Source organism: Mycobacterium pseudoshottsii JCM 15466, from assembly GCF_003584745.1.
In the GTDB taxonomy this organism is placed as follows: Bacteria; Actinomycetota; Actinomycetes; order Mycobacteriales; family Mycobacteriaceae; genus Mycobacterium; species Mycobacterium marinum.
Map to the genome: position 1 here is coordinate 3,110,072 of NZ_AP018410.1, position 13,669 is coordinate 3,123,740.

Annotated in this window: 10 protein-coding genes and 5 pseudogenes; 9 read left to right on the forward strand and 6 right to left on the reverse strand. The window is 64.0% G+C overall.

Going from position 1 to position 13,669, the window contains the following annotated elements:
- The first annotated feature begins 176 nt into the window (after positions 1–176).
- Positions 177–1,379 carry an ISAs1-like element IS2404/ISMul1 family transposase gene (locus MPSD_RS14045; protein ID WP_420811854.1) on the forward strand — a complete coding sequence of 401 codons (1,203 nt, stop codon included), beginning with the start codon at positions 177–179 and terminating at the stop codon, positions 1,377–1,379.
- Between the two features lie 150 nt (positions 1,380–1,529).
- On the opposite strand, the gene MPSD_RS14050 is transcribed toward MPSD_RS14045, so the two are convergent.
- From MPSD_RS14050 to MPSD_RS14060, 3 genes are read right to left on the reverse strand one after another with little or no spacing between them, the layout of a single operon-like run.
- Positions 1,530–2,081, reverse strand: coding sequence for a YceI family protein (locus tag MPSD_RS14050; RefSeq protein ID WP_051153690.1), 552 nt, complete (start codon positions 2,079–2,081; stop codon positions 1,530–1,532).
- 29 nt (positions 2,082–2,110) lie between these two features.
- Positions 2,111–3,124 (reverse strand): alcohol dehydrogenase catalytic domain-containing protein, encoded by a 1,014-nt coding sequence (locus tag MPSD_RS14055; protein ID WP_020787423.1) that lies wholly within the window; start codon positions 3,122–3,124, stop codon positions 2,111–2,113.
- Positions 3,125–3,148: 24 nt separating this feature from the next.
- Positions 3,149–4,435: a cytochrome P450 gene (locus MPSD_RS14060; RefSeq protein WP_020787422.1), complete on the reverse strand. Its 1,287-nt coding sequence runs from the start codon at positions 4,433–4,435 to the stop codon at positions 3,149–3,151.
- Between the two features lie 453 nt (positions 4,436–4,888).
- Here MPSD_RS14060 and MPSD_RS14065 point away from each other — a divergent pair.
- The 5 genes and pseudogenes from MPSD_RS14065 (at position 4,889) to MPSD_RS14080 (ending at position 7,273) form a co-directional block, all read left to right on the forward strand.
- Positions 4,889–5,294, forward strand: a pseudogene (locus MPSD_RS14065) (hypothetical protein).
- 17 nt (positions 5,295–5,311) lie between these two features.
- A pseudogene (locus MPSD_RS29390) lies at positions 5,312–5,446 on the forward strand (hypothetical protein); the annotation flags it as partial.
- A gap of 141 nt (positions 5,447–5,587) precedes the next feature.
- Positions 5,588–6,790 carry an ISAs1-like element IS2404/ISMul1 family transposase gene (locus MPSD_RS14075; protein WP_420811866.1) on the forward strand — a complete coding sequence of 401 codons (1,203 nt, stop codon included), beginning with the start codon at positions 5,588–5,590 and terminating at the stop codon, positions 6,788–6,790.
- 17 nt (positions 6,791–6,807) lie between these two features.
- Positions 6,808–6,981 (forward strand): annotated as a pseudogene (locus tag MPSD_RS28130) (hypothetical protein); the annotation flags it as partial.
- Positions 6,982–7,054: 73 nt separating this feature from the next.
- Positions 7,055–7,273 (forward strand): Rv1893 family protein, encoded by a 219-nt coding sequence (locus MPSD_RS14080; protein WP_011739344.1) that lies wholly within the window; start codon positions 7,055–7,057, stop codon positions 7,271–7,273.
- 50 nt (positions 7,274–7,323) lie between these two features.
- Here the strand turns inward: MPSD_RS14080 and MPSD_RS14085 are convergent, their stop codons facing one another.
- On the reverse strand, positions 7,324–8,451 hold the full coding sequence (locus MPSD_RS14085) for a nitronate monooxygenase (RefSeq protein ID WP_020725315.1): 1,128 nt from the start codon (positions 8,449–8,451) through the stop codon (positions 7,324–7,326).
- Positions 8,452–8,600: 149 nt separating this feature from the next.
- Positions 8,601–9,062: a hypothetical protein gene (locus MPSD_RS14090; protein ID WP_020787419.1), complete on the reverse strand. Its 462-nt coding sequence runs from the start codon at positions 9,060–9,062 to the stop codon at positions 8,601–8,603.
- Positions 9,063–9,326: 264 nt separating this feature from the next.
- Between MPSD_RS14090 and MPSD_RS31060 the strand changes: the two are divergent.
- The 3 genes and pseudogenes from MPSD_RS31060 to MPSD_RS14100 form a co-directional block, all read left to right on the forward strand.
- A pseudogene (locus tag MPSD_RS31060) lies at positions 9,327–10,697 on the forward strand (PE family protein); the annotation flags it as partial.
- Positions 10,698–11,217: 520 nt separating this feature from the next.
- On the forward strand, positions 11,218–11,604 hold the full coding sequence (locus tag MPSD_RS31065; RefSeq protein WP_167470898.1) for a PE-PGRS family protein: 387 nt from the start codon (positions 11,218–11,220) through the stop codon (positions 11,602–11,604).
- A gap of 164 nt (positions 11,605–11,768) precedes the next feature.
- Positions 11,769–12,335, forward strand: a pseudogene (locus tag MPSD_RS14100) (4-hydroxyacetophenone monooxygenase); the annotation flags it as partial.
- On the opposite strand, the gene MPSD_RS14105 reads toward MPSD_RS14100, so the two are convergent.
- Positions 12,335–13,537 carry an ISAs1-like element IS2404/ISMul1 family transposase gene (locus tag MPSD_RS14105; protein ID WP_420811918.1) on the reverse strand — a complete coding sequence of 401 codons (1,203 nt, stop codon included), beginning with the start codon at positions 13,535–13,537 and terminating at the stop codon, positions 12,335–12,337. The pseudogene MPSD_RS14100 and the gene MPSD_RS14105 overlap by 1 nt on opposite strands.
- Positions 13,538–13,669: the final 132 nt, after the last annotated feature.

Below are 13,669 nucleotides of genomic sequence, written 5' to 3' on the forward strand. Positions count from 1 at the left end.
GTACTGGTCATCACGCTCTTGCACACCACGAAGCAGGGCTCCGGCGTTGTTGATTAGCAGGCTTGTGAGCTGGGTTGATGATCTTTGGTGCCGCGCTATTGGGGCCGGAGTATAGGCACGGGCTATCTGGAGAACGATCGAGTTGGTTACTGTTCGTCGTTGGTCTGGAGTTGCCCGTGCCTACCGTTTCAGTATTGCGTGTGTCGTCGGTTCCAGAGGTGTTCGACCGCTGGAGTCCTGGTGAGCGCAGCGAGCTCATCGGATCGGAGTTTCTCGATGTGTTGGCCTCGGTGCCAGACCCGAGGGGCCCACGCGGTCGGAGGTATTCGCTGATGGCTTTGTTGGCGATCGCGGTTCTGGCCACTGCCGCGGGGATGCGCGGCTATGCTGGTTTTGCCACATGGGCGGCCACCGCTCCCGATGATGTGTTGGCCCAATTAGGGGTCCGGTTCCGGAGGCCCAGTGAGAAGACCTTCCGCGCTGTTTTGTCTCGGCTAGACCCCGCCGACCTCAACGCCAGGATGGGCAGTTACTTCACTGCACACGTGGCCAGCAGCGACCCCAGTGGATTGGTGCCGATCGCGTTGGACGGCAAGATGCTGCGTGGTGCTTTACGCGCCAAAGCGACAGCCACGCATCTCGTGTCGGTGTTCGCCCACCGTGCCCGATTGGTGCTCGGTCAACTCGCTGTCGCCGAGAAAAGCAATGAAATTCCCTGCGTACGTGCCCTGCTCACGCTGCTGCCGGGTAGCTTGCGGTGGCTGGTCACCGTGGATGCGATGCATACCCAGGTCGTCACCGCGAAGTTGATCTGCGCCACCTTGAAGTCGCACTACCTGATGATCGTCAAGTCCAACCAAGCCAAAATACTTGCGCGTATCACCGCGCTGCCCTGGGCCGAGGTGCCCGCAGCCGCTACCGACGACTCCCGCGGCCACGGCCGTGTCGAGACCCGCACCCTGCAAATCATCACCGCTGCACGAGGAATCGGCTTCCCCTACGCAAAACAAATCATCCGGATCACTCGTGAACGCTTGATCACCGCCACCGACCAGCGCAGCGTGGAGGTGGTCTATGCCATCTGCAGCCTGCCGTTCGAGCACGCCCGCCCTACCGCGATCATGACCTGGATGCGTCAACACTGGGGAATCGAGAACAGCCTGCACTGGATACGCGACGTCACCTTCGACGAAGACCGTCAAAGGGCACATACCGGAAACGGCGCACAGGTCCTAGCAACGCTACGCAACACCGCGATCAATCTGCACCGCCTCAACGGCGCCGACAACATCGCCGAAGCCTGCCGGATCACCGCTTTGACCGCCAACCGCCGCCTAGACCTCCTCAATCCACAATTCCCCAGCTCACAAGCCTGCTAATCAACAACGCCGGAGCCCTGCACCACGAAGGCTACTGCCGAGCAAGCCACCAAGCACCAGAAGCCTTTCAGCGCGGGCGGCCGTACGGCGGCCACCGGAGCGGTAACACATTGTCTTCCAGCGGTTTATCGGCGGCCGGCAAACCGTTCATCAACCATTCTTGGCCCGCACGGCGCTGAATGAGATCGTCACCTCATCGGCAACCTGCAGCGATCCCATCAGCAGTGAGTAAGGCTTGACACCGTAGTCGGACTGGCGAACCACCGTTTCGGTGGACATGCGCCATGAATCGCCCAGATCATCTGTGTGCAAGTCGATTACGTGCTGATGCGACGTTCCGTGAATATGCAATGCCCCACTGAGCCGGTAACCATCCGCGGTCTTCTCGATGGCATCGGCGGAGAATTCGATGCGCGGAAACCGATCGGCGCGCAACGATTTCAGTGCATTGGACCGCACCAGGACCTTCTCCGGCCCGGAAAGCCCCTTGACTCCGCCCTCGCCGCGTAGCACCTCTAGCGAATCCACCTCGACAATGAGCTCTGCGGCGCTGGGCTCGTCAGCTACCCAATTCACCGTCGCTTGCCAGCGGGTCATCGCAATGGTCAGTCGATGGCCCATTTTCGCTGCCCGTCCCGCGACACCAGTGCCGATGAGTAGCTCGCCGTCGGAAGCGTCCAGGGTCCACACAGCCTCGCTCACAACACGACTGTATTCGCTTGGCCTGGCCCTTACATGGCCAGGACCGTGCGATAGCGCGTCCGGCCTTGCTCCATCGCCTCATAGCCATCGGCGGCCTGCGCGAGCGGTCGCTCTTCGATCCAGGCCCGCACACCGGACAAGACCGCGAAATGCATGGTGTCCTCCACGTCTTTAGCGGTACCGGATGGGTGACCCGTGACGCTGAGGCCGGGGTTGATCAGCTGGACCGGGCTGATCGGTAGCGGATCAGCCGTCACGCCGATGACGACCAGCTCGCCGCGGGGAAGAAGTCCGCCCACCGTTTCAGCCATAGCTGCCGAATTGCCAGCGGTCGCCAACACGACCGCGGCACCGCCGATCCGTCGCAATCCTTCCGCTACGTGACCCGTGGTGGAATCGATGTAATGGTGGGCTCCCAGCTGGCGTGCATCCTCGGCCTTGGCACTACCGCGAGCGATCGCCACAGTCTCAAAACCCATGGCACGACAGAACTGTAGCCCCAGATGGCCCAGACCTCCGACACCGAGCACCGCCACCCGATCGCCCGGCCGTGCCCGGGTGTGACGCAACGCGTTGTACGTCGTGACGCCGGCGCAACCCATTGGAGCCGCCTCGGCGTCGGAGAGCTCTGCCGGAATGCGAGCCAGCGCGGTGGCCGGCACCGTCACCGATTCCGCATAGCCACCGGGATACTGCCAGCCTGGAACCTTCATCTTGGAGCAGTGGATGAACATTCCCTTGCGGCAGGGATCGCAGTGGTTACAGTTTCCGCCGAACCAACCGACAGCGACGCGGTCGCCAACTGCGAAATCCTCAACCCCATTCCCGATTTCGGCTATTCTTCCGGCGATCTCGTGTCCAGGCGTCAGCGGCCAGCCCAGGCCTGGAAAGGCCCCGTGCACAAATGCCCGGTCGGTGCCGCAAATACCACACGCAGAAACTGATATACGCACCTCGCCATCAGCCGGCGGAGCAGTATCGACATCAACCAGCTGTAGGGGCCCGCCCGCCACACCAATTTGGACAGCTTTGTGGGTTGCCATCAGCTCGCCTCTACTATTCGTTTGTCAGTGCGCGACAGGACATTTCCCGGATGAATCGCTGTGGTAGTCGACCTGCCAGTGTTTGATTCCATTCAGCCAGCCCGACCGTAGCCGCTCTGGCCGGCTGATCGATTCCAGATCCGGCATCACATCGGCGATCGTATTGAACATCAGGTCGATCGTCATCCGGGCCAGATTAGCCCCGATGCAATAGTGCGCGCCGGTACCGCCAAAACCCACGTGTGGGTTGGGGTCGCGCAGGATGTTAAACGTATACGGGTCATCGAATACGTCTTCATCGAAATTGGCGGAGCGGTAGAACATCACCACCCGCTGGCCCTTTTTGATCCGCACCCCCGACAGTTCATAGTCTTCCAGGGCGGTGCGCTGGAACGAGGTCACCGGAGTCGCCCAGCGCACGATCTCGTCGGCGGTGGTGACAGGACGCTCCCGTTTGTACAGCTCCCACTGATCGGGGAAGTCGGTGAAGGCCATCATGCCCTGGGTGATGGAGTTGCGGGTGGTTTCGTTGCCGGCCACCGCCAGCAGGATGACGAAGAAGCCGAACTCGTCGTCGGAGAGCTTGTGGCCGTCAATGTCGGCCTCGACCAGCTTGGTGACCAGATCCTGGCCCGGATTCTTCGCCCGGTCGGCCGCCATCTGCATGCCGTACATGATGAGTTCGACGGAAGCGGTCAGAGCATCGTTGGTAGCGAACTCTGGATCTTGGTCTCCGACCATCTCGTTGGACCAGTGAAAAAGCTTCTTGCGGTCTTCCTGCGGTACGCCCATCAAGCCAGCGATGGCTTGCAGCGGCAGTTCGCAAGACACCTGCTCCACAAAGTCCCCCCGCCCCTCGGCCGCGGCTGCCTCGACGATGCGCCGAGCGCGCTCTCTGAGGTCGTCGCGCAGCCGCTCGACCGCCCTTGGGGTGAATGCGCGCGAGACGATCTTGCGCAGCCGGGTGTGTTGCGGTGCGTCCATATTGAGCAGCACGAACTTGCCGCGTTCGATCTGCTCATCAACCGTGCCGTCTTTATAGCGGGGGAGCGCGGTCTTTTGCAGGCTGGAAAAGACATCGCTGCGCAGCGAGATCTCCTTGACGTCCTTGTGCTTTGTCACCACCCAAAAACCGCCGTCGTCGAACCCACCGCAGCCCGTCGGCTGTTCGTTCCACCAGATGGGCGCGGATCGACGCATCTCGGCGAGTTCGGCTTCCGGTAACCGCTCCGCGTAGATGTCGGGGTCGGTGAAATCGAATCCGGGAGGCAGATTGGGGACCGACGTGGCGGTTGGCTCGGCAGCTGGCATAAGGCCACTCCTCGATGCGAATTCTGTTAGTCGTCGTCTATTGCCCATAATCCATTGCTCCACCGCGGTTGGGAAGAACTCCGACCAGATCCGCGAAGAGAAATTGCAACGCGTTCAGCCGCCAGGATTTCCTGACACGTCCGAGACCGAAACGAGTTCACGAGTCCCGACCGGCGTCGAAGAGACACCGCACGAACCCCCCACGGCGACGAGCGCACTTGCCCACCGCGGCCAGCGCCGACCGGCCCGACACGGCGGATATCGGCGCCGCAGTACACCGAAGGCACTGGTCAAATCCGTCTGGCAGGCCACCCGAGCCCCCGGCCTCGCCGCCGGTGACGGCGGATGGTCGCCGCCTTGTCCCACACCGTCGGCTTTGCTATCCAATCTTGTGGGCCAGGCCACAATCGTTATGCTTTGGGAAAGCTTGCCGGTGCCACGAAGGGGTGGAAGATGATTCGGGAACTGCTCGCCGCCGCGGCAATCATCGGGTGCCGCGATCGGTGTAGCACCTGTCGCCATGGCCGACCAGCCGCATTACGAGGGTGACGTGCCAGGGATGAACTACGACGCCTCATTGGGTGCGCCCTGCGACAACTACGAACGCTTTATCTTCGGACGCGGCACCAGCGGCCAAGCCGAGGCGTGCCATTTCCCGCCGCCCAACCAGTTCCCGGCCGCCACCACCGGCTACTGGGTAATCTCCTATCCTCTGTACGGGGTCCAGCAGACCGGAGCGTCGTGCCCGGGTCCGAATTCCGCCGCCCAGACCGAAGACGGCTTGCCGATGCTCTGTCGGGGTGCCCAGGGATGGCAGGCCGGATGGTTTACCGGAGCGGGCTTCTTTCCCCCCGAGTGATCCAGTGACCTGATCCGATGACGCCCGAGGCGCAGCAAGCCGAATCGCCGATCCCGCGGTGGTTACGGTTTGTCCTCGCGTCGGATCGGGCGGGCTCGGCGTGGTACATCGGGGCCGGATTCTTTTTCGCGCCAGTGTTGGTTTTGTTGTCAGGGCTCCGGCGTTGTTGATTAGCAGGCTTGTGAGCTGGGTTGATGATCTTTGGTGCCGCGCTATTGGGGCCGGAGTGTAGGCACGGGCTATCTGGAGAACGATCGAGTTGGTTACTGTTCGTCGTTGGTCTGGAGTTGCCCGTGCCTACCGTTTCAGTATTGCCTGTGTCGTCGGTTCCAGAGGTGTTCGACCGCTGGAGTCCTGGTGAGCGCAGCGAGCTCATCGGATCGGAGTTTCTCGATGTGTTGGCCTCGGTGCCAGACCCGAGGGACCCACGCGGTCGGAGGTATTCGCTGATGGCTTTGTTGGCGATCGCGGTTCTGGCCACTGCCGCGGGGATGCGCGGCTATGCTGGTTTTGCCACATGGGCGGCCACCGCTCCCGATGATGTGTTGGCCCAATTAGGGGTCCGGTTCCGGCGGCCCAGTGAGAAGACCTTCCGCGCTGTTTTGTCTCGGCTAGACCCCGCCGACCTCAACGCCAGGATAGGCAGTTACTTCACTGCACACGTGGCCAGCAGCGACCCCAGTGGATTGGTGCCGATCGCGTTGGACGGCAAGATGCTGCGTGGTGCTTTACGCGCCAAAGCGACAGCCACGCATCTCGTGTCGGTGTTCGCCCACCGTGCCCGATTGGTGCTCGGTCAACTCGCTGTCGCCGAGAAAAGCAATGAAATTCCCTGCGTACGTGCCCTGCTCACGCTGCTGCCGGGTAGCTTGCGGTGGCTGGTCACCGTGGATGCGATGCATACCCAGGTCGTCACCGCGAAGTTGATCTGCGCCACCTTGAAGTCGCACTACCTGATGATCGTCAAGCCCAACCAAGCCAAAATACTTGCGCGTATCACCGCGCTGCCCTGGGCCGAGGTGCCCACAGCCGCTACCGACGACTCCCGCGGCCACGGCCGTGTCGAGACCCGCACCCCGCAAATCATCACCGCTGCACGAGGAATCGGCTTCCCCTACGCAAAACAAATCATCCGGATCACTCGTGAACGCTTGATCACCGCCACCGACCAGCGCAGCGTGGAGGTGGTCTATGCCATCTGCAGCCTGCCCTTCGAGCACGCCCGCCCTACCGCGATCATGACCTGGATGCGTCAACACTGGGGAATCGAGAACAGCCTGCACTGGATACGCGACGTCACCTTCGACGAAGACCGTCAAAGGGCACATACCGGAAACGGCGCACAGGTCCTAGCAACGCTACGCAACACCGCGATCAATCTGCACCGCCTCAACGGCGCCGACAACATCGCCGAAGCCTGCCGGATCACCGCTTTGACCGCCAACCGCCGCCTAGACCTCCTCAATCCACAATTCCCCAGCTCACAAGCCTGCTAATCAACAACGCCGGAGCCCTGGTTTTGTTGTCCCCGTGGCCGGCGGCTACCGCGGTCCTGTGGTGGATCATCGGGCTCGCCGGGCTGTGGCTGGGTCTGCTTGGAATAGCGATGGCGGTTGGGCTGGCCCGGGTGTTGCGGTCCGGTGACGAGATCCCGGAACAATACTGGCGCACCCTGGTCGACTACTGACTCTGGCATGTTCGAGGCGAATTCGCCGGGACTACAGTCGTATCAAGCATCCACCAACGAAAAGGAGCCTCCGATGGCCATCAATCCCAAAGATGCAGTCAACGCGGCCAGGGACATCGCGACCAATGCCGTCGAGAAGGCCTCCGACATTGTCGAGAACGCCAGTGACATCATCCGCGGCGACGTCTCCGGGGGAGCCAGCGGCATTGTGCAGAACTCGATCGACATCGCGACCCACGCGGTCGACAAGGTCAAAGAGGTGCTCATCGGCAAGGACGACGACCTGGACTAGTCCCGGCTGGCAGTCACCGACACCAGGCTCGGCGGGCCGCGCGACTGCCGTCAGACGGCGGCGGCGTTGAGTTCGTCGAGCCTGTTGGTTGCCTCGAGATATTCCTGCACCCATCTCTCGATGACGGTGGCAGCCTTCTCGACCTTGGTGAACTGTCCGACCACCTGACCAACCGGATTGAACGCGACGTCCACGGTTTCGTTCGGGTACTTGTTGGTGGCCCGCACCGCCATGCCGGAGACCATGTACTGCAGTGGCATGCCTAGCGGCTTCGGGTTGTCCGCTTGCTCCCACGCCTCGGTCCAATCGTTGCGCAGCATCCGGGCCGGTTTTCCGGTGAACGAGCGGCTACGGACCGTGTCGCGGCTGGATGCCTTGGCGTATGCCGCTTGTTGCACTGGGGTGTTGGAGGCCTCCTCGACCATCAGCCACTGCGAACCCGTCCATGCCCCTTGGCATCCCAGCGCAAGGGCCGCGGCGATCTGCTGGCCACTGCCGATACCGCCGGCAGCCAGGACGGGGACCGGTGCCACTTCCTTGACGACTTGCGGCCACAAGACAATCGAGCCCACCTCACCGCAGTGCCCGCCGGCCTCGCCACCCTGGGCGATGATGATGTCGACGCCCGCGTTCGCGTGCTTGCGGGCCTGCGAGGGCGAGCCGCACAAGGCGGCAACCTTGCGGCCTCGCTCATGAATATGCGCGATCATCTCCGCCGGAGGGGTGCCGAGCGCATTGGCGATCATCGTCACCTTCGAGTGCTTGAGTGCCACTTCCACCTGGGGAGTGGCCGTCGCCTCGGTCCAGCCGAGCAACTGCAGACTGTCCTCGTCGGCGTCCTCAATTGGGACACCGTGATCAGCGAGGATCTTGCGGGCAAAGTCCAGATGCTGTTGCGGAACCATTGACCGCAACGTGTTGGCCAGTTCCTCCGCCGACAGGTGCGAGTCCATGCCCTCGTACTTGTTGGGGATGACGATGTCAACGCCGTAGGGGTGATCGCCGATGTGCTCGTCGATCCAGTTGAGCTCGATCTCTAGCTGTTCGGGGGTAAATCCAACCGCCCCCAGGACGCCGAAGCCCCCGGCCTTGCTGACCGCGACGACAACATCGCGGCAGTGCGTGAACGCGAAGATTGGAAACTCAATGCCAAGTTCGTCGCATATGGCGGTGTGCATGCCTGCTCCCCGGAAACTAACGGACGATGACGGAATTGGAACGTGTTCTAGTTTAGTACGCCCACCGGCGGCCTGACCAGCGGCCCAGGTTCAGGCCGGATTCGGGCCGGCAAACCGGCGCTGAGCACCGATGACCCGACCCGATTCGGCTACGACATGTCGTTGACCACCCACAGAATGAGGAACGCCAACATGCAGCCAAAGCAAAACAGGTGATCCCGCAGGATCGACCGTGCAACACGTGCCTGCGCGGACGGCGGGCCCGATCGCCTTCCGAGCCGAACCGCGTTGGGCAAGGTACGGGTGAGCGCCAAGACGATCGGGCCACCGGCAAGCGCCGCCGATAGCACCAGCAGCCAGCCGGCGTCGTGCCCCAGAGCCGCACGAAATCCTAAGGTGCCCAACAGGATCAACATCACCAGAGCAATCAGATGCCCCATCGGCCGCGATGTGGTGGTCGCGCGCCAGTAATAGCTCGAGATCGATTCCAGCACCGACTCGGGAAGTCGATCGGGGGAATTTCGCCGGAACACAACCTGACTGTCGAATATCAGGTCCATCCACAAGATCGCGAGCAGAAAGCCGCTACAAGCGGTGAGTACCGTCGCCACGATAGTTACCCGCCAGGCACACAATGCCGCCCATCATCGATCTGTCGCGCATCCCAATGTGCAGGCTACGCGGGCCGTCGGGTGCGCGCTAGAACTCATCGCGATCACCGCCGACCCACCCCGCAGTCATCCAATTATTAGTGTCGGCAGGACAACTGGACATACCGTCCTATATGGTATTGTCAGTTTCGGAGTTGGCTGCAGGGCGCACCGCGCTCCACCGCTTCCGGTCTGGTCGAAGGCAATCGGTGCGAGGAGAACGTGATGTCGTTTGTGGTGGCCTCCCCTGAATACGTGGCAGCGGCGGCGTCGGACTTGGCCGGCATCGGTTCTGCGCTCAGCACAGCCAATGCGGCGGCGGCGGCCCCGACGATCGAGGTCCTGGCCGCCGGCGCTGATGAGGTATCGGCTGCAATCGCGGCATTCTTTGGTGCGCACGCGCAGGCCTATCAGGCGTTGAGTGAGCAAGCCAGCGCGTTTCACCTGCAGTTTGTGCAGGCAATGACCGCCGGCGCGGGGGCTTATGCCGGCGCCGAGGCCGTAAATGCTTCGCCCCTGCAGGCGGCGCTCGACGTGCTGAATGCGCCTGCCCAGGCACTGTTCGGACGCCCGCTGATCGGCGACGGCGCTGGCGGGGCGCCCGGGCAATCCGGCGGCGACGGCGGACTCCTGTACGGAAACGGCGGCAACGGGGGCAACGGCGGAGTGGGCCAGGCCGGCGGCGCTGGCGGGGCCGCGGGGTTGATCGGTAACGGCGGTAGCGGTGGTATCGGCGGGCCTGGGACCACCGGTTTGGCTGGCGGGGCCGGCGGGTCCGGTGGGTGGCTGTTCGGAAACGGCGGCACCGGCGGGCGGGCTGTTGTTCGGCAACGGCGGGGCCGGGGGCGGTGCCCCGTGGGGCGGCGCGAACGGCGGGGCCGGGGGTGATGCTCGGCTGATCGGCAACGGCGGAGGCGGCGGCTACGAGGGCAGCCTGGGTGTCCTGAGCGGGGGGACTGCTGGCGCCGGCGGTAGCGGCGGTTGGTTCGTCGGCACTGGCGGTGACGGCGGCTCCGGGGGACCGTGATCGGAAACGGCGGCGATGGTGGCGCCAGCGGGGCAACGATTGGCTTTACTCCCGGCGCTGGCCCGGGAGGTGACGGCGGCAACGCTGTCGGGCTGATCGGCAACGGCGGCGCCGGCGGTGCCGGCGCGGCCGGCCTCTCTGGCGTAACGGGCGGGATCGGCGGCAACGGCGGCAGCGGCGGCCTGGGCGACTCGGGCGGGTCCGCCGGCGCGGCTGGTGCGGGCGGGTTGATCGGCAATCCGCTTGACGTGGTCAATGCTCCTACCGAGACGCTGCTGGGTCGCCCATTGATCGGGGACGGCGCCGACGGAGCGCCGGGTGAATCCGGTCAGGACGGCGGGCTGTTGTATGGCAACGGGGGCAACGGTCTATCCGGTCAGGCCGGGGGCGCCGGTGGCGCCGCGGGGCTGATTGGCAACGGTGGCAATGGCGGGATCGGCGGGCCCGGTACCACCGGAATGTCCGGCGGCGCGGGCGGTGCTGGCGGGTGGCTGATCGGCAATGGCGGCCATGGTGGGATCGGCGGGCTCGGCATCGGCATCGGGGATTCGGGGGGCGCGGGCGGCGCCGGCGGCGCCGGCGGCGCCGCGATTGGATTGTTCGGCAACGGCGGTACCGGTGGAACCGGGGGTTACAACCAAGCCTTCGGCGCGGTCAGCGGGGTTGGCGGCGCCGGGGGCGCTGGCGGCCAGTGGTACGGCAACGGCGGCGATGGTGGCACCTCCTGGGGCGGAGCCGCTGCCGGAGCCGGCGGTGACGCTGGCCTGATCGGCAACGGCGGCGACGGCGACTCCGCGGGTGTTCTTCGGCAGAACGGCATAGGCGGCCATGGCGGCGCCGGGGGATCGCTGTTCGGCGATGGCGGCGACGGCGGGTCCGCCGGCTTTCAAAGCACCGCCGGCGACGGCGGTAACGCCGGGCTGGTCGGCAACGGCGGCAATGGTGGCTGGGCGATCTACAACAGCTTCGCCGGCGATGGTGGTTCGGGGGGGGGGGACAGCCATCGGCAACGGTGGCGACGGCGGCGCCAACATTGTCAGCAGCGGGTTCATCCTCGGTGCGGGCGGTGGCGGCAACGGTGGCAATGCGGTGGGGCTGATCGGCAACGGCGGAGCCGGCGGCACCGGGGCGGACGGCTTTAGCACTGCCCTAGGAAGTGACGGCGGCAATGGCGGGACCGGGGCCTGGCTGCTCGGCAACGGCGGAGCAGGTGGGTCCGGTGGTTCCACCGCGGGTGTTCATCCTGCCGGCGACGGCGGCAATGGCGGAATGTCAGCGCTGATCGGCAATGGCGGCGCCGGCGGCAGCGCCGGGGTCAGCCCCACCGGTGTCTTCCCCAGCAACGGCGGCAGCGGCGGCAACACCCAGTTGATCGGCGACGGCGGCGACGGCGGCCGGGGGGATTCCGGCGGAACCGGTGGCGCCGGCGGCACAGGTGGATCTCTGGCCGGCCACGATGGGTCCGACGGAGACTGAGATGCCTGCCGCTTATTGATAGCGGTTGCCACCATCTGGATGACGCGCCTCGGTGCGCAAGAAATGGCGACTCTTGCTCAGGTACCGCAAGCAACGGTAGCGTTGTGCTGCTAATTACGACACGTCGAGTAGCGTAATTGCGGTCCGCCGAGAGAAAGGCCGAAATGCGAAGTCGTTACGCCGGCCTGCCGTTCGCCACGACCACAGCAGAGATCGCCGCCGCGCTCGAGGACGTAAGCATCCCGACGCTGTTGCTCTCCCTGGTGCACATCACCGGCGATGCCCGTTTCATCCGTGACTTCAAGCCCATGGGTCTATTTCTCAACGAAGTGCAGGGATTCATGTCGGAGGACGACAAGGCCCGAGCACGCACTGAGGCTCTGGCGGTGATCAGCGAGTATCGCGACCAGGGCTGCCCCGAGCCCAAGCCCCTGAGCGGTGAGCTCATCCGGGAAATGCTGGACTGGGCCGCGCGCGAGCACGTCCCCGATGACTACTTGCCTCTGCTCGCTGAAGAGATGGACCTCGAGGGGCTGGACCCACGCCGGCCAGTAGCCCTGCCTTCGGAGAGCGCGGCGGAGTTGCCGGTCATCGTGATCGGCTGCGGCGAATCGGGGATCCTGGCCGGAATTCGCCTCGAGCAAGCCAACATTGCGTTCACGATTGTGGAGAAGAACGCCGGACCGGGCGGAACGTGGTGGGAAAACCGCCAGGGCTCCGGCGTTGTTGATTAGCAGGCTTGTGAGCTGGGGAATTGTGGATTGAGGAGGTCTAGGCGGCGGTTGGCTGTCAAAGCGGTGATCCGGCAGGCTTCGGCGATGTTGTCGGCGCCGTTGAGGCGGTGCAGATTGATCGCGGTGTTGCGTAGCGTTGCTAGGACCTGTGCGCCGTTTCCGGTATGTGCCCTTTGACGGTCTTCGTCGAAGGTGACGTCGCGTATCCAGTGCAGGCTGTTCTCGATTCCCCAGTGTTGACGCATCCAGGTCATGATCGCGGTAGGGCGGGCGTGCTCGAACGGCAGGCTGCAGATGGCATAGACCACCTCCACGCTGCGCTGGTCGGTGGCGGTGATCAAGCGTTCACGAGTGATCCGGATGATTTGTTTTGCGTAGGGGAAGCCGATTCCTCGTGCAGCGGTGATGATTTGCGGGGTGCGGGTCTCGACACGGCCGTGGCCGCGGGAGTCGTCGGTAGCGGCTGCGGGCACCTCGGCCCAGGGCAGCGCGGTGATACGCGCAAATATTTTGGCTTGGTTGGACTTGACGATCATCAGGTAGTGCGACTTCAAGGTGGCGCAGATCAACTTCGCGGTGACGACCTGGGTATGCATCGCATCCACGGTGACCAGCCACCGCAAGCTACCCGGCAGCAGCGTGAGCAGGGCACGTACGCAGGGAATTTCATTGCTTTCCTCGGCGACAGCGAGTTGACCGAGCACCAATCGGGCACGGTGGGCGAACACCGACACGAGATGCGTGGCTGTCGCTTTGGCGCGTAAAGCACCACGCAGCATCTTGCCGTCCAACGCGATCGGCACCAATCCACTGGGGTCGCTGCTGGCCACGTGTGCAGTGAAGTAACTGCCCATCCTGGCGTTGAGGTCGGCGGGGTCTAGCCGAGACAAAACAGCGCGGAAGGTCTTCTCACTGGGCCGCCGGAACCGGACCCCTAATTGGGCCAACACATCATCGGGAGCGGTGGCCGCCCATGTGGCAAAACCAGCATAGCCGCGCATCCCCGCGGCAGTGGCCAGAACCGCGATCGCCAACAAAGCCATCAGCGAATACCTCCGACCGCGTGGGCCCCTCGGGTCTGGCACCGAGGCCAACACATCGAGAAACTCCGATCCGATGAGCTCGCTGCGCTCACCAGGACTCCAGCGGTCGAACACCTCTGGAACCGACGACACACGCAATACTGAAACGGTAGGCACGGGCAACTCCAGACCAACGACGAACAGTAACCAACTCGATCGTTCTCCAGATAGCCCGTGCCTACACTCCGGCCCCAATAGCGCGGCACCAAAGATCATCAACCCAGCTCACAAGCCTGCCAATCAACAACG

Coding starts and splice junctions, on each gene's coding strand:
- MPSD_RS14060 (WP_020787422.1), bottom strand. CDS start 4,435: ATGCCAGCTGCCGAGCCAACCGCCACGTCGGTCCCCAATCTGCCTCCC.
- MPSD_RS14080 (WP_011739344.1), top strand. CDS start 7,055: ATGGCCATCAATCCCAAAGATGCAGTCAACGCGGCCAGGGACATCGCG.
- MPSD_RS14055 (WP_020787423.1), bottom strand. CDS start 3,124: ATGGCAACCCACAAAGCTGTCCAAATTGGTGTGGCGGGCGGGCCCCTA.
- MPSD_RS14085 (WP_020725315.1), bottom strand. CDS start 8,451: ATGCACACCGCCATATGCGACGAACTTGGCATTGAGTTTCCAATCTTC.